Raw genomic sequence first — 22,659 nt, 5'->3', positions numbered from 1 at the left:
CTTTGTCTACTTTGAATTACCATGAAATCCTCTCACAATTCTCATCAACAAATTCTAGAAACAGCTTCTCAACTCTTTTATCAAAAGGGGATTCAAAATGTAGGTATTAACGAGATTATTGCTACTAGCGGGGTGGCTAAAAGAACTTTGTATCGGCATTTTGCTTCCAAAGATGACCTAATCGAAGCAGTAATGAAACATCGAGCTACAGAATGGTTGCGCTGGTTTGAAACAGCAGTACAAGATCGCGGTAACACTTCTAAAGAGAGATTGCTAGCTACATTTGACGTATTGAGAGAGTGGTATGCTAGTCCAGATTTTCGAGGGTGTCCTTTTATTAATGCTGTACTAGAAATAGCAGATGCTTCCCATCCTGCACATGAAGTTTCAATAAAAGTTAGGGAATCAATTCGGATGCAGATTAAGCAGTTGGCAGAACAAGCAGGAGTAGAGGATTCGGAATCATTTTCTCAACAATATTTACTTTTAATTGGAGGGGCAAGTTTAATGGCTACTATAGAGGGAGTTTCTGGAGGTGCTAATTACGCTCAACAAGCATTGGCAACTTTGATTAACAGTGCGATCAACTAACGACTCGCTTCCTCTCAATTTCAGGACAAAAATGTCCGAACAATACTTAGCTGGTAAAATCCTTGCTTAATTAAAAGGAAATATTCATCAGTTAATATTTTTTGTTAGCATTAATTATTAGGTTGTTCTTGAATAACTTTTGTTCTTAAGATAATAAAGCCAGCCAAGATAATTAAAATAGCTCCAAAAAACGAATTTATATCTAATATCTCCTCAAAGTATAACCAACCAAGAAACGTGCCAAAAGGTACAGAACTATAGGTAAAAATGCCAACGCTGGAGGCAGGAGCATTTTGATATCCACGAGTTAATAGTAGTTGACCGATAGTTGTAGTCAATGCCACACCTAATAACATCAAATATTCCTCTGGCGTAGGAGTCTGCCAAGCCCAAGTCAAAGGAATGGCAGAAATGCAGATCCCAAAAATGGCAAAGTAAGCGACTATGCGTAAAGGTGGTTCGGTGGCAGAAAGTTTGCGAACGGTTACAAAAGCGATCGCAGCCATAAAGCTACTGCCTAAAGCAACTAAACTTGCCCAATCTGTATCGCCATTGGGGTCTAAAATTAGGAATACACCGAGAAATCCTAGTACTCCAGCTATGATTATTCGCCTAGTAATACTCTCTTTGAGCCAAATTAAAGACACAAAGGGAATAATCAAAGGAATAGTTGATTTGATTAGCATCGAATTTCCCAGAGGAATTTTTCCTAAAGCATAGAAAAAACTATACATGGCAGCCATGCCAAAACCACCACGAACTAAATGTAGATGCAGGCAGTCAGTATGCAGAATTTTTCTGCCAGCTTTAATCAGTAAAGGTGTAAGGATAACTAGTCCAAATAGATTGCGGAAAAATACAATTGATTCATTGGGCAAGGAAGCGGACGCTAGCTTGATTATGGCTGCACTAAAGGCAAAACTCAATTCTGAAGCAACAATAAAGAATGCCCCACGTACAATACTTTGACTTTTGGTCATAAAAGAAATAACAATTTTTCTAGGCTAGTTTAGAACTTTGACTTCGACTTAAAGCAAAAGTTATGATGTCAGTCGTCTAAACTAGATAATCTCCCCTAATTTAATTTAACTGAGATTCAATCTGGGGAAAGTGTAGATCGCGATTTAAAGATTGAGGATGAGCAAGCAAAGTTTAGATTGGGTAAGATTGCAAAAAGCATTGTCTGTAGAGGCTGAAAGAGGCTATACAGATATCGTTGGTAATCAATATCGCTTTAGTGAGTTTCTCTGTCTTAGCTTGGGCAAACCGCCTCAGAATATTGCCCCTGGAGAAAAAATGCAGTGGCATGATATTGCTCAAAAGTTTGCTGGCTACAGTAACTTAAGTGCTGCCCAAAGAAAACAGTTAGTTATTGGTACTCGTAACTTTCTTTATAAGCAAAAAGCGATCGCCGAAACTCCAGATACGCCACCCAAGCCGAAAGTTCCCCGCACCGCATCCTTAAGTAGTCCCCAAGCTAAGACTTATTTTAATCAGACTGTTACTTTAGATCAGCCTTTGAGTAGAGTAATTGACATTGGACGCAGAAGTAATTATTTAGAAAAGCTAGGGCTTTATACAGTCAGAGATTTATTGTTTTATTATCCCCGCGATCATCTTGACTATGCCCGTCAGGTGCAAATTGCCGATCTTGAGGCAGGAGAAACCGTAACCGTAATTGGTACGGTCAAAAGCTGTAAGTGTTTTAGCAGCCCCAAGAATAAAAAATTAACTATCTTTGAATTAATCTTGATCGATGCCACGGGTAGACTTAAGCTCAATCGCTTTTTAATGGGTGCAAGATTTAGCAATCGTGGTTCACAGGAAAGATATAAGCGAAACTATCCTGTAGGTTCGCTTGTGGCAGCTTCAGGGATAGTTAAACAGAATAAATATGGAGTTACCCTAGATAAGCCAGAAATTGAGGTATTAGATGGCGCAGGGGCAAGTATTGAATCAATCAAAATTGGTCGATTGTTACCCGTATATCCTTTGACTGAAGGTGTTCCTGCTGATACGGTTAGAAAGTCGATTATTGCTGCTTTACCTGCTGCTGCCCAGTTACCCGATCCTTTGCCAAGCGAATTGCGTAACCAGTATGGCTTAGTTAAATTAAAAAATGCGATCGCCTGCATTCATTTTCCCGAAAACCGCGAAGAACTTGACCACGCCAGACGCAGATTAGTCTTTGATGAGTTTTTCTATCTTCAGTTAGGCTTTTTGCAACGTCGTCAACAGCTAAGACAAAATCAATCTAGTGCTAGCTTTGCCCCCAAAGGTGAGTTAATTGAGCAGTTTAATCAGATATTACCCTTTAAGCTTACCAACGCCCAAGCAAGAGTAGTTAATGAAATATTTAAAGACTTAGGTACTTCTGATACACCCATGAATCGTCTAGTACAGGGGGATGTGGGTTCAGGAAAAACCATTGTGGCAGTGTATGCCATCCTTGCAGCTATTCAGTCTGGTTATCAAGCTGCACTTATGGCACCAACAGAAGTATTAGCCGAACAACACTACCGTAAATTAGTTACTTGGTTTAACCTATTGCATCTGCCTGTAGAGTTGCTTACGGGTTCAACTAAAACTGCTAAACGACGAGAAATTCATTCTCAGCTAGAAAATGGGGAACTACCACTTTTAGTCGGCACTCATGCCTTAATTCAAGATCCAGTTAACTTTCACAAGCTAGGTTTAGCTGTAATTGACGAACAGCATCGCTTTGGGGTACAGCAACGAGCGCGTTTATTAAGTAAAGGAAAATCTCCCCACGTCTTAACCATGACTGCCACTCCTATTCCTCGCACTCTGGCTTTAACTCTCCATGGTGATTTAGACGTAAGCCAGATTGATGAATTGCCTCCAGGTAGACAGGCAATTAACACAATGGCAAAAAAGGGTAGGGATCGCCAAAAAGTCTATGATTTAATTCGTCGCGAAATTGCCCAAGGTAGACAGGCTTATATTATTTTCCCTTTGGTAGAAGAATCAGAAAAACTCGACCTCAAAGCTGCCACCGAAGAACATCAAAGATTATCTGAGGTAATCTTTCCAGAGTTCCAAATTGCTTTATTACATGGTCGCCTGAGTTCAGCCGATAAGGATGCGGCTTTAAACTCTTTTCGCGATAATAAGTGTCAAATTATTGTCTCTACTACGGTAATTGAGGTAGGAGTAGACGTACCTAACGCAACGGTAATGGTAATTGAAAATGCCGAACGCTTCGGTTTATCGCAACTACACCAGTTACGGGGACGAGTCGGCAGAGGAAATAGTAAATCTTATTGCTTTTTGATGAGCAGTACTAAAAACGTCGAAGCCAGACAGCGTTTAGCAGTGCTAGAAGAATCCCAAGATGGTTTCTTTATCTCCGAGGCAGATATGCGTTTTCGAGGTCCTGGGGCAGTATTAGGCACTCGTCAGTCAGGCTTACCAGATTTTGCTTTAGCTAGTCTGGTAGAAGACCAGGAAGTACTTAATTTAGCCAGAGAAGCAGCAGAAAAAATTATTGCTGCCGATAAGTTGTTAGAGAATTCTCCATCTTTAAAACAAGAATTGGAAATTCGCTATCGTCGGATGATGGGTGGAGATATTTTAAATTGATTAACTAACGGTTTTGTTATATTTAGCAACAGGGAAAGCCAAAGCCTTCCCCGAACATGAAAATATCAAGACAATTTACTTTTGACTAACGCCTGAATTTTTTTGCCATCCGCCTTGCCCTTCAACTTTTGCATGGCAGGACCCATTACTTTGCCCAAATCTTTGAGTGATGTCGCTCCAGAATCAATAACGATCGCATCGATAATAGCTTCTAATTCACTATCGCTTACTTGTTCTGGTAGATAGGTTTCAATAATAGCCAATTCTTGGCTTTCTTTATCTGCTAAGTCGTCTCTTCCTGCATCTGTAAACTGCTCAATAGAATCACGGCGTTGTTTTGCTTGCTGGGAAAGCAATTCTATTTCTTGTTCTGGGGTAAGACTATCTTGACCTTTAGGGCGAACTTCAACTTCTTTATCTAAGATTGCTTTTTTGATCCCGCGTACTGTCTGTAAGCGAATCTTATCTTTGGCTTTCATTGCCGTTTTGATGTCTTCTCCAATTTTATCTTTTAGACTCATTTTTTTATCCATTACATCTGAGTCATTTATTATAAAATAATTGTATCGTAATACAAAAGAAATTATCTAACATTTTTAGATTATCTTTAATTATTGAATTATCGGGATTTGCTATCTTTTTTATGCCCAAAAGTCATGAGTATAGCCGTACAAAGTTACGTTAGGATATATTTGGTTATCGGCTCGAAAGTAGCAAGTAGCAAGTAGCAAGTAGCAATATTTATAAAATGTCCTAATCTTGATGCGTAATGCTGTATTTATCATTGAGTCAAGTAAAAGTTGCGTCCGCAGGGTACATCTATTCGTCTTATCAGGGCAGGATAACAGAGGCTTTAAATAAACTAAATTGAGCCAAAAAAGCCTGACTAAATGATTAGTCAGGCAAACGAGTGTGAAGTTAAATAAATAAGCTTTTAGTATCGCGATCGAGTAAAAATCAAGCTCTTAAACTGATACTGTCTCTTTAGATTGAGAAGTAGCTCTCTCTGGCTTCTTGGGAGGTTCAATTTCTAACTGTAGAGAAGATCCTTCGGTGATTAAACGCGCTCCTCTGCCTAAGGTAATATAGTTCCAAGCCCATTGAATCATCACAATTAGTTTGTTATCAAACTCAATTAGATAATAAATGTGAGCAAAGATCCAAATAATCCAGGCGACAAAACCAGAGAATTTGGCAAAGTTAAGGTCTACCACAGCTTTATTTTGCCCAATTACTGCCATGCTGCCGAAGTCTTGATACTTGAATTGTCCAACGGTTTTACCGACGGTGCGCTTAGTAATTAAATTTGCCACGTATTCCCCCTGCTTCATAGCTACTGGAGCAACTCCTGGTAAAGGGCGATCGCCTTGGTGAGCAAAGTTAGCCAAATCGCCAATAACAAAAATATCGCCATAGCCTTTCAAGCTCAAGTCAGGTTCAACTATAACTCTGCCTGAGCGATCTAATTCTGCTCCTGTGCTATCGGCTAATACTTTGCCCATAAATGAAGCTCTCACTCCTGCTGCCCAAAGAATAGTATGAGCTTGGATAGTTTTTGTTTCTTCACCCTGACGGAAGGTTACAGAATTATCAGCAATATGAGTGACTAAAGTTTTGGTTTGAACATTTATTCCAAGTTCTTCCAAAGCCTTTTGCGCGTCAGCGGAACATTTTTCGGGGTAGGGAGGTAAAATTCTGTCCATACCTTCAAATAACAATACCTGGGCTTGGGTAGGATCGATATTGCGGAAATCGTTTTTAACTGACTGATGAGCAATTTCGGCGATCGCACCAGCTAATTCAACTCCCGTAGGACCACCACCCACAACTACAAAGGTAAGCAAAGCTTTTCGTCTTTCAGGATTTGGTTCTTTTTCTGCTGCTTCAAACGCCATAAAAATACGACGACGCATTTCCAAAGCATCCTCCACGGTTTTCAAGCCAGGAGCATCATTCTGCCACTGATCGTTGCCAAAATAGTGATGGCTGACACCCGTTGCTACAATCAGCGCATCATAGTCTAACTCTTCTCTCTCTTCTAAAAATACTTTCTTTGCTTCTGGGTCGATATCTATTACTTTATCTAGCAATACTTGAGTATTTTTATGCTTACTCAAAATTACCCGCAGAGGAGAAGCGATATCAGCAGGAGACAATGTACCAGTAGCTACTTGATATAGAAGTGGTTGAAATAGATGAAAATTACGCTTGTCAATTAGAGTTACTTTGACAGGAGCATCTTTGAGAGACTTTGCTGCATAAAGCCCGCCAAAACCACCGCCAACGATAACAACATGGGGCATTGATGCCTGCTTAGTTTGAGTATTGTTCATAGTAAAGACTTTGAGGATAGGGGATATATTTTTTCTAATAAATTTTGAGTATTGAAGGTGTCGAGAAACGTAAAATTAATTTGTCGGCAATTATATACCAATATTAATTTTTATGAACCAAATCTAACACAACTTTGGCTAAAATCGAGAATTTATCTATTTTTATTGTCTGAATTAAATATCACTTTGCTGCGAGACTACAAACGCCGATAATATATGGAGTTTAATACATTCATTAATAGCTTTTATTTTTCAAACATGATGTAACAATCAAAACAAAAGTCAAATAAATATTGCCGATATGTACGATAAAAGTGAGTAATTACCTCAAATCATAACGAAACAAGTGAAACAAATATAGTTTATTATTTTGGGTTGGGCTTCTACCCGTTGTCACCCAATAAAACTACAGCTTGTTGATTGTGCCTAATGTAAATTAGCTTTAGTGGCGATCGCTTTTATTTTTTAATAGCTAAAGCGATCGCCATCAATACATTCTAAACTTCAGAATTAAGGCTTAGATAGATAGTTGAGCATTCTGATGATAATAGCCAGATTCAATTTCAGCTAATAAACTTGCCCCAGTAGGATTCCAAGAGAGCATTTTTCGGGCTTTAGTTGCCGTAATCCGACTATTAGAACCAAAGGCAAAGTGAGCCATTTCTGCACCCCATTCAGCGATCGCATCATCGAGAGATATCTGTTCTGTTTTTTTCTCTAAACCCAACATTCGACTAATTGCTTCGGCGACTGTCTTCATAGATGCCTCACCGTTTTCTACATAGAAAAACGAACCAGCGGGAGCATTTTCTATTGCCAGCAAATATAACTGCGCCACATCATCAATATGAACGTGCGACCAAATATTTTCGCCTTTGCCAATATGACTGGCTTTACCAGTTTTTTTAGCCAGTTCAATTAGCCCAGGAACTTGAATACTTTCTGCATTAATTCCCTGACCTCGACCATAAATTAGACTGTGACATAAGACTATAGAATGTACGCCTTGTTGAGCAGCATTTAGAACTCTTTCATTAATGGCAATACGTCCTACTTTTTCGATTGCGGGATGAAATGGCGTATCTTCAGTAAAAACTAATTCGCTCTTATTACCAGCAGCTTTGTCTCCGACAAGACTAGAACCGCTAGTTTGAATAAATAGTTTATCAGTACCATTCAGCACTGGCAAAATTGTTGTTACTATCCAAGGGTTGTCAGAATCAGCAGCATTGATTACGGCATCAGATTTTTGTGTAGCCTCAATTAGGAGTTGGCTGTCTGTGAGGCTGCCAAGAATAGTTTCAATGCCCATTTTCTCAAGGTGTTTTGCTTTTTCTTTTGAGCGTGTAAGTCCCAAAACTTGATGACCTGCATCAATTAGTTTTACTGCAACTGACCCACCAATATATCCAGTCGCACCAGTTAGAAAAATTTTCATGGCTCGTTTCTCGTAGATCTAATTTCTTTTTACTATTGATTAGTCTGACAAAAGCCTAATCTTAGTACCAGAGTTTACTTATACTGGTATAAAAACTAATATCTTAAATGAACGAAAAAGAGCGATTAAAGGAGCTTGCTGATTTTCTTCGCACCCGCAGAGCTAAACTTTCACCCGCTCAAGTTGGTTTACCACCTGGATTACGCCGTCGAGTTCCTGGTTTGCGACGAGAGGAAGTAGCCGAGCTTGCCCAAATAAGCGTTACTTGGTACACATGGTTGGAACAAACAAGATCGGTTAAAGTATCTCCCCAAGCCCTTTTAAGAATTGCTCAAGCACTTCAATTAGATCGCCACGAACAAGAGCATTTATTTTCTTTAGCAGGACAGTCGCCACCACCTTCATCTTTGGCGCAAGAGCAAGTTACAGAATCAATCCGACAGGTGTTAGAAAGTTTAGAACCAAACCCCGCTTATCTGGTAGATTGGCGCTGGAATTTGCTGGCGTGGAATCAAGCGGCTATTGCAGTTTTTGGAGACTTTGACGTGTTGTCTTCATCAGAATGCAATTTAATGTGGTTAGCGTTTACTAACTCAGCTATGAAGGAACTTTTTGTAAACTGGTCAGAATTTGCCCATTGCTTACTGGTTCACTTTCGAGCTGATTACGCTCAAAATGCTAGCGATAGAAGCTGGAGCGAATTAGCCCTGACACTTCAAAAAGTCAGTCCTCAGTTTCGCCAGTGGTGGAAGAGTCATGATGTTGCTCGTCCTCATGAAGTACAAGAATTAAATCATCCTATTGTCGGCAAACTGGTGTTAGATTCCGTTACTTTCCAAGTTTATCCAGCAGCTAATCTACGACTTACCGCTTATACGCCGAAAGCAAGTTTAGATAAGTCAAAGTTACAAAAGCTGCAAAAAACTATTAAAGAATGTAGCGCTTAACGCGATCGCCTTAATACAAAGTCTGTTAATCTTTTACGGCTTATACAGTAATTTTATTTGGACTTATAAAATCAAAATTGTTTGTCTCAAGTATTTATAAGAATCCAATGGCTACAAATAGTGAGCAATACATTATGTCCAAATAGACTGAAGACTTAGTTGGACTTAAATACTGAACTGAGCCTAGAGCGATCGCTGTCAATAAACCGACCGAGAAATTTTTTCAGTTTTGACAACATATCGCTAATCGATGTAGTCTACAATAGACTTAAACAATAAAAATGTTGTTTTAATCCTCGATTTTTACATAGTTCTCTTTAGCGCATAGCTTAATTTACTTACGTCTGAGAGTCTTTAAACCCATAGTCAGAAATTGTTTATTTAAACAAACAATGAGCGAAACAATCTTATCGATACGCAATTTAACAGCTAACGTTGATGGCACGCCAATTCTTAAGGGTGTCAATCTAGAAATCAAGGCGGGAGAAATCCACGCTATTATGGGGCGCAACGGTTCAGGAAAAAGCACCCTATCTAAGATAATCGCAGGGCATCCTGACTATGAAATAACTGGTGGAGAAATTATTTACCAGGGTGAAAATATTGTCGAAAAAGAGCCTGACGAAAGAGCTAATAGCGGCATTTTTTTGGCTTTTCAATACCCTTTAGCAATTCCTGGAGTCAGCAATCTCGACTTTATGCGAGTGGCATACAACGCTAAACGTAAATATCAGGGATTAGAAGAAATAGATACCTTCGATTTTGAAGATCTAATCGAAGAAAAGCTAGAAGTAGTGAAAATGAATCCTAGCTTTTTAGCCAGAAGCCTAAATGAAGGCTTTTCTGGTGGAGAGAAAAAGCGCAACGAAATTCTCCAGATGGCATTATTAGATCCCACTTTGACTATTTTGGACGAGATTGATTCAGGTTTAGATATTGATGCTTTGAGAATAGTTTCTGATGGGGTAAATCAGTTAAAAACTCCTGAAAAGGGTTATTTATTAATTACTCATTATCAACGTCTACTAGAATATATTGAACCAAATTTTATTCACGTCATGGGGGATGGCAAAATTATCACCAGTGGCGGTAAGGAATTGGCTTTGGAATTAGAAAGTCGCGGTTACGATTTTCTCGATGATAAGTCACCTGCGGGGGTTGGATAATGGCGGTACAGATTCCCTTTGCTACTGTTTCTAAGCTACATGAAGCAAAAGTAATAGAAGATATTTTCTTTACAGGTTTGTTGCAGCAGTGTCAGGTACAAGAAAATGAACCTAAGTGGTTACAAAATGTTCGTCAACAGTCAAAAAACTGGTTGTCTCGTTTATCTGTACCGACAAACAAAGATGAAGACTGGCGTTTTATTGATTTGTCATCTTTGAGTAAAGCAAAATTTGTAGCAGCATCGAATGTAGGGGCAAACAGTGAGACAGTTGCGGTGGGCGGTTTCACCGACATAAGCAAACTGAGGAAAGACCCCGCGTCGCCGTTAGGCGCAAGGGAATGCTTTCCGATGTCGAACCCGAAGGGCTGTTCGCCCACACCAGAAACAGAAAATAGTCGTTTAGTATTTGTTAACGGTAGATACAATGCTGAATTATCAAACATATCTGGATTACCCACAGGTATTTATGTGGGTAGCTTAGACGATCTGCCCAAAGACTGTGACGCTAGTAAATATTTTGCTCAACAACATGGTGCGGAGGATGCCTTTACAGCACTAAATACTGCTGGCGGTTCAGATGTAGCGGTGATTTGGACGAGTAAAGATGTGGTGGTAGAAACCTCTATACATCTAGTGTTTGTCGCCGATGGCGAATCAGAGTCTATCTTTGCTCAACCTCGTACCCTAGTTGTGACGGAAAATGGCTCAAATATTTCTTTAATCGAAGAATATATTGGTACGGGAGAATACTTTACTAACGCCGTTACCGAAGTTTTTGTTAAAGATAACGCTAGGGTAAATCATACCCGTCTGCAACAAGAATCAGCAGCTAGCTTTCATATTGGCAAAACCGCCGTATCTCAAGCGCGTGACAGTCACTATACAATTAACGAGATTAATTTGGGCGCAAAACTATTTCGTCATAACCCAGAGGTATTGCAGCAGGGAGAACAAACTGAAAGCAATCTTAACGGTTTGACGGTGGCTACACAAGAACAAGTATCTGATACTCATAGTATTATTGCTCTAACCAAACCCCACGGTAATACAGATCAACTGCATAAATGTATTGTAGGCGATCGCGCTCATACAGTTTTCAATGGTAAGGTATTTGTCCCCAAAGAAGCACAGCTAACCGATGCCACACAGCTAAACCGCAACCTCTTACTTTCTTCCAAGGCTAGGGTAGACACAAAGCCAGAGTTACAAATCACCGCAGACAATGTAAAGTGCGCCCACGGTGCAACAGTGAGCCAGTTAGAAGCTGAGGAAATTTTCTATCTACGTAGTCGTGGTTTAAACGAAGCTGATGCAAATCAATTATTAATCGATGCTTTTGCAGCGGAGATCGTCGATCGCATTCCTCTAGAATCTTTGAGAAGCAGAATTACCCAGACTATTGAGCAAAAAATTAATATCTGACAATTTAACCAGCAAAACTTTAGAAACATGACTTTAATTCAATCAAAAACTTTGGGCGATCGCGTCAGAGGCGACTTTCCAATTTTACATCAAAAGGTTAACGACAATCCCTTAATTTACTTTGATAGTGCTGCCTCTTCTCAAAAACCTCAAGCAGTATTAGATGTTCTGCAACATTATTATCAACAGGATAACGCCAATGTTCACCGTGGGGCGCATACATTAAGTGGGAGGGCTACGGATGCCTATGAAGGGGCAAGAGATAAAGTTGCTCAGTTTATCAATGCTACCTTTCGTGAAGAGATTGTTTTTACTCGTAACGCCAGTGAAGCAATTAACTTGGTGGCATATAGCTGGGGACTAGCTAACCTCAAGCCTGGAGACGAGATTATTCTCTCAGTAATGGAACATCACAGCAATATTGTTCCCTGGCAGCTTATCGCTCAAAAAACTGGTGCGGTGCTTAAATATGTCGAACTTACTTCTACTGAAGAGTTTGATTTTGAACAATACAAGTCTTTGTTATCCGCTAAAACTAAGCTGGTTTCTCTTGTTCATGTTTCTAATACTTTGGGAGTAATCAACCCAGTAGCAGAAATTACCAGTGAAGCTCATAAACACGATGCAAAAGTATTAATAGATGCCTGTCAAAGTGTTCCCCATCTGCCTGTTGATGTTCAGGCAATGGACTGTGATTGGTTAGTAGCATCAGGACACAAAATGTGTGCTACTACAGGGATTGGCTTCCTTTACGGCAAAAAGGATATCTTGCTAGATATGCCTCCCTTTATGGGTGGTGGAGAAATGATTGATGAGGTATTCCTCGATCATTCTACCTATGGCGATTTACCCCATAAATTTGAGGCGGGGACACCTGCTATCGGTGAAGCGATCGCCCTTGGTGCAGCAGTAGATTATCTTACTAATATAGGCATGGATAAAATTCACGCTTATGAAGAAGAGTTAACTGCTTATTTGTTTAAGCAATTAGAAACAATTCCTAACCTCAGAATCTACGGCAACAAGCCTACTCCAGAGGGTAAAGGTAGAGCAGCTTTAGCAGCTTTTAACGTGCCAGGAATACACGCCAGCGACTTAGCAACCTTGTTAGATCACGAAGGTATTGCTATTCGCTCAGGTCATCACTGTACTCAACCACTACACCGTATCTTAAATGCCTCTGGCAGTGCGAGAGCTAGTTTGTATTTTTATAACACCCGTGAAGAGATAGATGCTTTTATTACAGCTTTGAAAAGTACGATTGATTTTTTTGAGGGTATGAACTAAAAATTGCTAGGTTGGTTTGAATTGTTGGGTTGTCCATTGTTACCTTAAATTTGTTAACCTTTTATAACCTTATTCAATAAATTTTTGCGGGAATTGTTCTAAAGACAATAGCTCAATTCTGGCATCTTGTTGTGCCAGATGGCGATCGCTTTCTAGGTTATAACCCCAGTCTGCCAAAAACAAATTAACAAAACTTAGGTCATTTTGTTGAGCTACTTGCTGTAAAGCTTTGAGGCGATCTTCAACAAAAGAGATACTAATATTCTCTCCTGTTACTTGATGTCGATCGCGCAAAATTCTCAGGGTTTCATATTTAGGGCGTTTAGTCTCTTTGCCAATAATTTGCGCCTGGGGTAGATCGATTCCCTGCTGCTGTAATAGTTGTTTAACAAAGCGTCCTTCTTTAGTCGTGACGATATATAGCTTGACGCTGGAATTGATTATTTGTTGCAGATATTTAATTACACCAGGATAAAAACGATGTAATGCTAACCAGCTATCTAAGTTATTTTTAATCTGTTTATCTCTAACTTCATCTAGCTTTTGCACTACCGCCGATTTATCTAATCCTTCTGATTTGACAATTTCTGAGGCAGTCTTGTGCCAATCCTGTAAGATTTCGGATTCAGGAATACCTAAAACTAAGGCTCTTAATAAGATGGGCATTTCCCAGCCTGTTTCAATCACTGGACGTAATCGATAAAAACTTGGTGCAAAGCGATCGCTAATTTCTTCTGATTGCCATATCTGTTGATAGGCTTTTTTAGTGCTGTCAAAATATTCAATCAAACCATCACAAATCACACCATCAAAGTCCAGTGCCAAGATATCAGGAAGTGTTGCAGACATATAATAATTTAGGGAATAGGGAATAGGATTTACTCAAACTCAATCTGTGGATGTGTAAATTTAAAACCCGCATCTTTCAGTTTTTGATTAGAAAGCTTCAGATTCAGGGTACGACTTGAAGTCTGTGAACTATCCCAGGTAATATCGGTTAAGTTATGAGCCTGGAATAATTTCTGGAAAAACTCTTTAGTAGTTAATACTTCATCACTAGTAAGATTATAAATACCCTGTAGCTGTTGTTGTTGGGCAAAAGCGATCGCCCGTGCAATATCATCGACATGAATCCAATTAGTATAGTCTTTTCCCTCTCCTGGTCGAGTTGTTCCTGCCCTACCTTTAAATATTTTAATTAATTCTCTGCCTGTGCCGTAAATGCCAGATAAGCGAAAAATACAGATGTTTAGCTTCTTTTCTGAAGCTGAAAATAAAACTTTCTCAGTCTGGTGCAGTATTTGACCTATTTCCGTAGCAGGATTAACCGATATAGCTTCATCGACGGTATCGCCGTTTTGATTGCTCAAAATGCCATAGCTACTGGTATAAATAAGTTGTTTAACACTATCATTTGTCTTAAGAGCAGTAACAACATTCTTAGCTGTCTTTAAATAAGCTTTGGTGTAACCTTCTTGGCTGCGTTGTTTTGCCCCAACGCTTAGTAAAACCACTTCTCGATCGGCTAAAACTTGTTTTAAGGTAGCCAGATCGTCTCCTGTTAATATTACAACCTTGTCAGCGATCGCCTCTAATGTAGATCGTTTACTTGGGGTTGTAGTGGTTACAGTAACTTCGTTGCCAGCTTCATGCCATAGACGAGCTACTTTACTACCAACATAACCACAGCCGATAATTAATGCTTTCATCTTGATAATTGACGTTTGATATGAATTAAAAAGTTTTTTATCTAAAATTTATCTCTTAAAACCGCGATGTATTCCTAGGGTAACTTTCCCCCAGACCCCTTCCGTATAAGAGTATAGCTACAATATCTGTTTTACTGACTAATTAATTGCTCTGGATTTAAGAATAACAATCATCTCCTAAAGTAAGTTCTTGAACATCTTTTATAATCAAGCTTTTTACTAATGAATAGTAGCAAACCTAATTCACATTAGGCGTAATTGTCCTCTGTCTGGTCAAGTCTTTGCCAGGATTTTAGACGGCTATATATGATTAATTACACTGCCGTTGAGCTGTTTTAGCTGCCTCATAGCTAGGTTGAAGTTTTATAGCTTGGTCAAAAGCAGCAACTCCAGCAGCCTTTTGCTCAGAAGCGCACAAGGTGTCACCCAGATAAAACCAAGCTTGAGCTTTATTGCTATCTGTTAATTGGCTATTATTCAAAATAGCTCTAAATTCATTTTGAGCTTGTTGAAATTGTTGTGATTGATTGAGGGAAATTCCTTTGCCTATACGAGCAGGAAAATAATCTGAGGAATATTGTAGAGCGCGATCGTAGCTTTTGATGGCTTCCTGGTACTGCTTTGTTTGCCGATAGCCGTTACCTAAAAAAGTTAACGCTACAGCAAATTCGCTACTTACAGTTTCTTTGCCTTCAACTGATTCTTTCTGTTCTAAAACTTGGATTGCTTCTTTGGTCACCGCCAGCGATTCCGCTTCTTTTCCCATAGCTTTGAGAGATTCGCTTTTGTTGATTAATAAGATAGGATCGTTAGGCGCTAAAGCGATCGCTTCATCAAAAGCTGATATTGCTTCTTGTGGTTTTTTCAGGTTGCGTAGTGCTTCTCCTACGCAATTCCAGGCATACACCGCCGTCGGCTTGATTATAGTTGCAGTAGAGCAAGATTTCTGCATTTCTTCATATTGCTGTATCCCTGCCAAAGCATAACCTCGATTAGTCCAAGCTTGAAAATAATTACTGTCAGTCTTTAGCAGTTCATTGTATTTTTCTAACGCTTGTTCAAAAGATTTTTGCTGTAGCAAAGCGTTGCCCTGAGCGAACGTTGATTTAATCATCATACGCTTAAACATATTGTTTAAAAACACAGATAATAAAGCAATAAAAGCCAATAAAAGCAAAATATTTCTAGTTTTGGCTAATCTACTTTGCTTTTGAGCAGGTTCAGGTGATGCCACTATTGAAACTTCAGGAACAATGGCAAGTTCAAGTGTGTTTTGATTGTCCAAACTGTTTAAATTTTTTTCTATCCAAACTAGATCAAACAAAGATTGGTAAATTGGGTTAGCCGCAGCTAGTTTGTCTTGCTGCTTTATTACTAAACCAGTTCTTAATAGCTCTTGCTGTTCCTTACTTTCATCAGTAAGTACTTTTTCTTCTAATACTTGTCGATAGAGTCGCAGCAAGGTTTTTGGCTCACACTGTTGATTATGAAGTAAGCGTTCTTTTATAGTTTCAAAATGATTAATGAGATTTTTATCTTGCAGATTATTTAATAGTTTATTTTCGATCAAATAATCAATCTGCTCTTTTTCTTTGCCCTTAATAATATTTTCTTGAGATATAAATTCAAATAACTTTTGAGTTAGAGGAGACTGTCCTCCAGTCCATAATAGTACAGTGTCTAAAGCTTTTTCGGAATAAACATCTTGATTTTCTAAATTGAGTAATCTTAACTTGATTTTAAGAAATTCTTGGTGAACTTTTTGAGAAGAATCTAAAGAGTCACTAAATACTGACTGCTTAACTTCCAAGGTAGACTTAGACTGAAAAGTAAGGTTTTTTACAAAAAAGCTGACCGTTGCTGGTTTTAGCCAGCCTTTGGCGATCGCCATCTCGCCAAACTTTAATTTAGTTTGCTGCTGCTCTTTTAAGATTTCCTGGATCTGCTGTTCGTTTAATAGCGCAGCTTGCTTTAAATATTGACCTATGGGCTGCTGTGCTTGTTCTTTGGTTACAGTAAACCAACGTTCTGCAAAGAAATCTGCCGTTTTCGGGTCAATACGCCCTTGAAAAGCCAAAATTTCGCCGATTCTTAAGTTATTGCCAGTTTGCTTTTGTTGAATAAGAGCTGTTTTAACTTGATCGTCAGAGACAAGACCAGCTTGCTGTAAAACTGTACCTAATAGTATTTTATCTTTTGAGTGAGACACAATATTTTACATGAATATTAAAGATAATATTACATATATTTAATAATTTTTAGATATTATCCGCTCAGTCTTTCTTCTTGTAGCAAAATTATAATGTCAATAACTAATTAGATTTAATAGCAAGTTAACTACCAAAATTAAGTACTAACAGTTACTATTTCTCGCAAAATATATTTAAATTATTACTTTTTTTGCCGAAAGTTGACTTTGAGTTATATATCCGTAATTTTAAAGAAATATATAATTAACAACCAATGAATGACAGCTTATTGCTGTACTACAAGATATTCTTACTAGCAACTTAATGTAAAGCCATGTTACAAAGATGTGTTCACTATTGAAAATAAATTACCGTGACTTTAAATATATCCTAGATTTTAATAACGGTGAGCATCATAAAATGACAAATTTCCTTTCCCAAACTCATTTTTTTATGCTTGATATTCCTGTTTAATATGTTACTATGTATTTTGTGACAATTTAAAAAAGGCTCTTCTGAGTTGTCGAAACGATTTGTGGGACTGTAGTTCAGCTGGTTAGAATGCCTGCCTGTCACGCAGGAGGTCGCGGGTTCGAGTCCCGTCAGTCCCGTTTTTAAAAACAACTATAAAGCATACAGTGTAAGGCTTTGATGAGTTCAGCAATTATTTCCTTCTAGTAGTAACTAAAAGAAAGCATCAAAATCACACAGTATAATACTAGTACAAAACCGTTTGTATGGTACAAAAATAGTATGAATCTCTAGTATTTTTCTAGTAGCATTCAAAAATTTTCTACAAACACATCGTGTAGACGCGAAGGGCAGTAAAAATTTCAGAAGAGTTGAAATATTAAATCTTGTCACAAGACAAAGCAGACAGGTTAACTTTCATGAAAGATAAGTTTCCGTCTACTTGTCTACAGTCGATTAATAATATGTCGAAATACTTGTGAACAGTTGTTTGCAGGTTTAACTTTATTCCAGTTAAAGGTCTATTCAGCGTCTACCGAATCTAAAGAATTATCAGCGTTCCAAATAAGTTTTTTGCCCTCAAGTTTAGTTACTCCATAGCTATTAGCTTCCAATTCTCGGAATATGCTGCAAATGCGATTGGAAGATACTTTCTTAAAACACCGAATACTATTTTGCACATCTCTAGCTTTGATCCAGCCTTTACAGTTAGACAAGTTGATAATTTTGAAATGAGTTGATGATCAATTTTCTTCAGATGTAATGCTATTGGCGTGAACTAATTGAACTTGATCGATGTAAAATACAGTCAATTGAACGGCAGCTTGCATAGTATCTAATTAAACTTCTTGAATTGGTTCTCGCTGATTCAGAGAGTATGTAATGCAATGCAGCAATAAGGCGAGTTGACCCGATCACCTTTGAGATTTAGCATAGACTGCTCTTATAGCTTGTCTTGGTTCAGCTATTTTCAGATCTTCCGATCGCTCGTACCATTGTCTAAAAACTATTTGCGCCTCAAAAGAAAGTTTAAATGAATAAGTCTCTATCCTACCCAGTTTCTTATAAAGCGAACAGAGTATATCGTTGACTTCTAGTTTGACTGAATCTTCTGGATAAGGCTTTTGAACTATAGGCAGATTAACCTAAACAAATCTTGCCCATAACCCTGATGGATTGCTAAAGTCGCCCATGTGTTTTTTAAGTATATCTGGCTGAATCCCGCCTATAATTGAATACCCAGAGCGAATACAGTTAATTCTTCTACCTCCAACACGATTGATTTTAAAGCCCGTACCATCACGACCGCTAAGAATTTTTTCTGTGTCTGAGCCTTTACCCCCACGGTAGGCATTCTGCTGTCCAAATAATGCTGTTAACTCATCGAACCATCCCAGAAAACCATTATTAGGCTGATTGTTTTGAATGTGGGCGATCGCTTCTGATGTAGAATCAGTGACGATGTATTCTCTGGGAGGTTTGGGTTTTACTGGTGCATCAATTTCTAACGCTCTAAATGATCTGCGTAAATCACTGGAAGAGCGATCGCATCGGCTAGCTTGATCTTGAATTGATAGTTCGATTTCCGTGTCAGTTACTTCAGTCTCAATTAGCTTGCTTATTTCTTGTTTAAGAAGTTCAGTTTCTTTTAAGTCTTCAGATATTGTCTCAGCAACGGAAACTGCTTGATAGATTGGTATATTTTCCCTAAGTCAAAAGCCTTAGTATGCTGATTAATTTCACTCCAGAAAAAAGCATCTAATTCCTTTCTCAAGGATAGGTAATATAGCTTTCTAACGACTTTAATCAAACAATGTTAATTTCATCATTTTTGAATCCCAGTTTTTGCAAAGATTTTCTTAGTTCTAGATAATTAGGTAAAAACCCAAGTCCTAAATCTTTGATTCCTGCTTCAGATATTCCTCTTTTTTCAACCAAATATTGTTTAGCTTCAACTGCGCGATCGCTCCACAGCATCTGCTGAAAATATTCAGTACCTGCTTGTAATATGCTTCTGCGTCTTTCCCATTTCCTTGCTTGTTCGATTTGTTCTGAAGATAGTTTGCGTTCGGGAAAAGGAACACCTGCTAATGAAGCTAAGTGTCGCACTGTCTCTACAAAATCTTTCCCCCTTACTTTTTCCCACTTACCTCGATCGAGGCTATGAAAGTAATCAACAGGGCTGCCACCAAAACCGCAGCCATTTGATCTGCGATCGCATCTGCACTTCGATATCCGTGCTTCAGGGCATTCTTACTACTTATCTTTTTGCCAGCTAATGACTTTGCCCCAGTGCTAAATTTCCAAGGTTTTGTTTTTTGGATCATTGATGTCTTGTTAAGAGTTGCCTAAACAAAGGATCTCCAAAGTTCATTAATCGTAGAGATGGCTTCTTATCAAAGACATTGACATAAAAAGTTACAATATAGACCTCATTTTTGTAGGTTAATTCCCAGATACGATCGCCTTGTGGTTCAAAAAAGATGTCATTGGCTATTAACATTTGGGAGTTAGTCAATAGTGCTTCTATTTGTTCTGAAGTAATAGGACTAACAACAAGTGGTTTTTGAATTTCTTTTAAGTCAGCTTGGACATCCATTGCGCTCATTTCCTCTAAGCCAGGACGTAAAGGAGGAGTATTTAACACCTGTTCAAATTCTGCTAGCAAAACATCTTCTTCTTCAGGATCGGCACTCATAACAGCTTGCTCAATAAAGGTAGGCACTTGAGCCAGTATCGGCTGTAAATTGCCGACTACACTTTGAAAAGCATCAATGCGATCGCGCAATCTTCGATATACTTTTGCTTCTACAGTACCGTCATAATAGAAGTTGTGGATGTTAACTGTAGGATGAATTTGACCGATGCGATCGATTCTGCCGATGCGTTGTTCGACTCTCATGGGATTCCAGGGCAAATCGTAATTGATTAGTACTCCACAAGTTTGTAAGTTTAATCCTTCACTGGCAGATTCAGTACAGAGTAATATTTTAATTTCTCCTTCTCGAAACTGTTTTTTAATCTCTTCTTTGGGTAATCCTTGCCATGTTCCATCTCGATATAGTTCACCCCCTCTCCCTGAATAGCAAGCGACTTGAGAACCAAATAGCTGTTGAAGATTCTCACGCAAATAATCCATCGTGTCAGTGTACTGAGTAAAAACGATCGCACTTTCTCTTTGACTTAGTTCTTGACGCAGAATCGTGATGAAATGGGATAATTTGCTGTCTTCACCCGTATTCTCAAACTGTCGTAACAAATCTTCTAAATATTCAATCTCTTTGGGATCTACTGGTTCTTTTAAATAGGCTTCTAAACCTGTAATTACTGAATCATCTGCATCATCTAAATCCCTAAGATCGTCTAATGGTAATTCCTTGATACCTTCTAAGCGTCGCTGGAGAGATTCGCGAATAGCATAAAAGGAACTGGTGAGACGTTTACGATATAACGTCATCAAGAAGCCTAAAGCATTACGGTTTTCTTTCTGCGCCAATCTATAAAAGTGACGGACATAATCGCTAACAGCTTGATAGAGCGGAACTTCTCTATTAGGTTCAAGAGCGATCGCATTATCACTGACTGTTCTGCGGGGGATATCGCGATCTAAAATACCCAGTTTGTAATATTGTCTCAATGTATCGCGGGTGTGGCGAAACATCAAATCCTTTAAAGGCGTGTTAACCGTTAGATATTGACGAGAAAGATCGATAAACTCAGCATCTTTAGCTAGCTTTCTACCATTAACAATACTTTTTCCTTGTTTCCAAGTGTCTCTTAGCCGATAAGCCATCATGCGATCGCTATTAACTAAATGTTTTCCTAAGCGATCGCATTCAATCCCACCGCGACGAAAATAATCAGTAGACATTGTTTGCCAAAAATTCAAAGTATCTGAATCTGGTTGAGTTGAGAGAGACGAGAAATATTCACAGAAATTTTCGCCACAACTCCAATGCCCTTCTAAGCCGAGTAAATCAAGTAGATCGAAGATCTCTATGGGATCGATTTGCATTGGGGTAGCAGAAAGAAGTATTAGAGACTCGGTTTTGCTTTTCAATTGCTGCATCAACTGAAGCAATCGGTTGGGTGTATCTTTTCTTTGCTGAGGGCTTTTACGACGGGCATGATGAGCTTCGTCGAGGATAACCAAATCCCAAGGTTCGGCTGCTAGTAGTTCTTCAATTCTTTCAGTGCGTCGCACTAAATGAGATGAGGCTAAAACTAAATCCTGAGTGTTCCAGGGATTAAGGGCTGGGGAAGTAGTTTCGCCATAGCAGTCTTTAAATTTGCCTTTGCTGTAACTCCAAAAATGCAGGTTGAACTTTTCTCTCAATTCTTCTTGCCATTGAGGCTGAACGCTAGCAGGAGCAAGCACTAAAACCCGTTCAACCTTTTGACTCACGATTAAATAACGCAGAATTAAGCCTGTTTCAATTGTTTTACCCAAACCTACCTCATCGGCAATTAGAAAGCTACAGGGAAATTTATCGGCAACTCGTCGGAGGATTTTAAGCTGATGCGCCCAAGGTTGAATGGGAATGGATTTAAGGCAGAAATCTAAACAACCTGGATGTTGATGGAGATTTGCTAGCAGTGCGAGCATCTTGCTCGCTTCTTCTATATTTTTCGTTTCTGAATTTATTTTAGGTAAATCCCCTGTGGGCAAATCTCTAGCAGGCAAAATGCCCGCATTACGGTGTTCATTCTGAATTTCATCTTCTCGCTTCCAAACTGGCTGGCTATTTGGCGTATAGCGTAATAGCTTTTGCTTCACCGCTTCTGGAATATCAAAGATTTTGACATTAGGTGACATATCGTTCCATAGTTGTTCAAATCTATAGGCTTCTTCATTAACTCTTTCTAGATCGCGATCGCCTTCCCAGCCACAGTAAACATGGAATGATTCAACGTTACTTTCCCAACCTCCTAAAGACTCGTTGTTTGAGCCACTAAAAGCCAGGCGATCGCCTTTACTATCGGTAAAAACTCCCACCTTTTCATGAAAGATATGCTGCGGATCGAGCAGGCGATCGCTGTCTAGGGGAATGCCTCGATCCTTTGTAGGAACGGCAATTTTTATATCTAAATACTCGTATTTAATCAGCCAGCTAAGGATCTCAAAGTGTTTTAGCTGCACAAAGTTTTCTGGTTCTTTAAACTCAGCATCTAGACGAAAAGCTAAAGCCTCCCTCAGTTCGTAACCCTTTTCTATCGCTGCAATATCCTGCGGACTAAACTGACAGCCCATAATCAAGCGCATCTTACCCTGATTATGCAGCATCGCCCCAATTCCCCTGGCTACTTTACTTAAAATGGCACTACCAAAGAATCCCGACTTGCGATCGTACTGCACAGCGCATTCTAAAGCAGGGATATAGAAGTCGGCGATGGGATTATTTTCATTGCTGGAGTAGCTAATGCGCCAGGAGCGATCTTGTAAGTGCATGAATTGAGAGTGTTAGAGGGGTGTTTCTCAATTCAATGCTTTATTTAACTTA

At 38.9% G+C, this 22,659-nt stretch carries 18 protein-coding genes and 1 tRNA gene; 7 read left to right on the top strand and 12 right to left on the bottom strand.

The genetic code is table 11. The annotated features are described in order from the left end of the window. Nucleotides 1-21: 21 nt before the first annotated feature. Nucleotides 22-591: a TetR/AcrR family transcriptional regulator gene (locus SLP02_RS15125; protein WP_319421517.1), complete on the top strand. Its 570-nt coding sequence runs from the start codon at nucleotides 22-24 to the stop codon at nucleotides 589-591. A 110-nt stretch (nucleotides 592-701) separates the two neighbouring features. Here SLP02_RS15125 and SLP02_RS15120 read toward each other — a convergent pair whose 3' ends face one another. Then, complete coding sequence (locus SLP02_RS15120; protein ID WP_319421516.1) at nucleotides 702-1,571, bottom strand: DMT family transporter; 870 nt, start codon at nucleotides 1,569-1,571, stop codon at nucleotides 702-704. Between the two features lie 157 nt (nucleotides 1,572-1,728). Between SLP02_RS15120 and recG the strand changes: the two genes are divergently transcribed. Further along, nucleotides 1,729-4,194, top strand: coding sequence for an ATP-dependent DNA helicase RecG (gene recG / locus SLP02_RS15115; protein ID WP_319421515.1), 2,466 nt, complete (start codon nucleotides 1,729-1,731; stop codon nucleotides 4,192-4,194). Between the two features lie 65 nt (nucleotides 4,195-4,259). Here recG and SLP02_RS15110 read toward each other — a convergent pair whose 3' ends face one another. From SLP02_RS15110 to SLP02_RS15100, 3 genes are all read right to left on the bottom strand, one after another. Beyond that, on the bottom strand, nucleotides 4,260-4,715 hold the full coding sequence (locus SLP02_RS15110; protein WP_319421514.1) for a GatB/YqeY domain-containing protein: 456 nt from the start codon (nucleotides 4,713-4,715) through the stop codon (nucleotides 4,260-4,262). A 444-nt stretch (nucleotides 4,716-5,159) separates the two neighbouring features. Next, the gene (locus SLP02_RS15105; RefSeq protein ID WP_319421513.1) at nucleotides 5,160-6,527 is read right to left on the bottom strand and encodes an NAD(P)/FAD-dependent oxidoreductase; all 1,368 of its coding nucleotides are present in this window, start codon (nucleotides 6,525-6,527) and stop codon (nucleotides 5,160-5,162) included. 517 nt (nucleotides 6,528-7,044) lie between these two features. Then, a complete protein-coding gene (locus SLP02_RS15100; RefSeq protein WP_319421512.1) occupies nucleotides 7,045-7,965 on the bottom strand; it encodes an NAD-dependent epimerase/dehydratase family protein in 921 nt (306 codons plus the stop codon). Nucleotides 7,966-8,072: 107 nt separating this feature from the next. Between SLP02_RS15100 and SLP02_RS15095 the strand changes: the two genes are divergently transcribed. From SLP02_RS15095 to SLP02_RS15080, 4 genes are all read left to right on the top strand, one after another. Next, nucleotides 8,073-8,912, top strand: coding sequence for a helix-turn-helix transcriptional regulator (locus SLP02_RS15095; RefSeq protein WP_319421511.1), 840 nt, complete (start codon nucleotides 8,073-8,075; stop codon nucleotides 8,910-8,912). A 392-nt stretch (nucleotides 8,913-9,304) separates the two neighbouring features. Then, entirely contained in the window at nucleotides 9,305-10,078 is a 774-nt protein-coding gene (sufC, locus tag SLP02_RS15090; protein WP_319421510.1) for a Fe-S cluster assembly ATPase SufC, read from the top strand. After that, nucleotides 10,078-11,502 (top strand): Fe-S cluster assembly protein SufD, encoded by a 1,425-nt coding sequence (gene sufD, locus SLP02_RS15085; RefSeq protein ID WP_319421509.1) that lies wholly within the window; start codon nucleotides 10,078-10,080, stop codon nucleotides 11,500-11,502. Before sufC ends, sufD begins: the two co-directional genes overlap by 1 nt. Nucleotides 11,503-11,529: 27 nt before the next feature. Next, on the top strand, nucleotides 11,530-12,789 hold the full coding sequence (locus SLP02_RS15080) for a SufS family cysteine desulfurase (RefSeq protein ID WP_319421508.1): 1,260 nt from the start codon (nucleotides 11,530-11,532) through the stop codon (nucleotides 12,787-12,789). Between the two features lie 69 nt (nucleotides 12,790-12,858). Here the strand turns inward: SLP02_RS15080 and SLP02_RS15075 are convergent, their stop codons facing one another. The 3 genes from SLP02_RS15075 to SLP02_RS15065 form a co-directional block, all read right to left on the bottom strand. Beyond that, on the bottom strand, nucleotides 12,859-13,638 hold the full coding sequence (locus tag SLP02_RS15075; RefSeq protein WP_319421507.1) for an HAD family hydrolase: 780 nt from the start codon (nucleotides 13,636-13,638) through the stop codon (nucleotides 12,859-12,861). A gap of 29 nt (nucleotides 13,639-13,667) precedes the next feature. After that, nucleotides 13,668-14,498, bottom strand: coding sequence for an NAD-dependent epimerase/dehydratase family protein (locus SLP02_RS15070; RefSeq protein WP_319421506.1), 831 nt, complete (start codon nucleotides 14,496-14,498; stop codon nucleotides 13,668-13,670). 310 nt (nucleotides 14,499-14,808) lie between these two features. Next, nucleotides 14,809-16,707: a tetratricopeptide repeat protein gene (locus SLP02_RS15065; RefSeq protein WP_319421505.1), complete on the bottom strand. Its 1,899-nt coding sequence runs from the start codon at nucleotides 16,705-16,707 to the stop codon at nucleotides 14,809-14,811. Between the two features lie 517 nt (nucleotides 16,708-17,224). Between SLP02_RS15065 and SLP02_RS15060 the strand changes: the two genes are divergently transcribed. Next, nucleotides 17,225-17,298: transfer RNA gene (locus tag SLP02_RS15060), tRNA-Asp, on the top strand. Between the two features lie 381 nt (nucleotides 17,299-17,679). Here SLP02_RS15060 and SLP02_RS15055 read toward each other — a convergent pair. From SLP02_RS15055 to SLP02_RS15035, 5 genes are all read right to left on the bottom strand, one after another. After that, nucleotides 17,680-17,874, bottom strand: coding sequence for a hypothetical protein (locus SLP02_RS15055; protein WP_319421504.1), 195 nt, complete (start codon nucleotides 17,872-17,874; stop codon nucleotides 17,680-17,682). Between the two features lie 429 nt (nucleotides 17,875-18,303). Then, nucleotides 18,304-18,729, bottom strand: coding sequence for a DUF3987 domain-containing protein (locus tag SLP02_RS26715; RefSeq protein ID WP_413467384.1), 426 nt, complete (start codon nucleotides 18,727-18,729; stop codon nucleotides 18,304-18,306). A gap of 235 nt (nucleotides 18,730-18,964) precedes the next feature. Beyond that, nucleotides 18,965-19,267 (bottom strand): hypothetical protein, encoded by a 303-nt coding sequence (locus tag SLP02_RS15045; protein WP_319421502.1) that lies wholly within the window; start codon nucleotides 19,265-19,267, stop codon nucleotides 18,965-18,967. Between the two features lie 23 nt (nucleotides 19,268-19,290). Next, the gene (locus SLP02_RS15040) at nucleotides 19,291-19,485 is read right to left on the bottom strand and encodes a hypothetical protein (RefSeq protein ID WP_319421501.1); all 195 of its coding nucleotides are present in this window, start codon (nucleotides 19,483-19,485) and stop codon (nucleotides 19,291-19,293) included. Then, complete coding sequence (locus tag SLP02_RS15035) at nucleotides 19,482-22,607, bottom strand: DEAD/DEAH box helicase (protein ID WP_319421500.1); 3,126 nt, start codon at nucleotides 22,605-22,607, stop codon at nucleotides 19,482-19,484. Before SLP02_RS15035 ends, SLP02_RS15040 begins: the two co-directional genes overlap by 4 nt. Nucleotides 22,608-22,659 lie beyond the last annotated feature (52 nt).

Source organism: Pleurocapsa sp. FMAR1, from assembly GCF_963665995.1.
Classification (GTDB): domain Bacteria; phylum Cyanobacteriota; class Cyanobacteriia; order Cyanobacteriales; family Xenococcaceae; genus Waterburya.
This window is presented reverse-complemented; position numbering and strand designations above follow the sequence as displayed.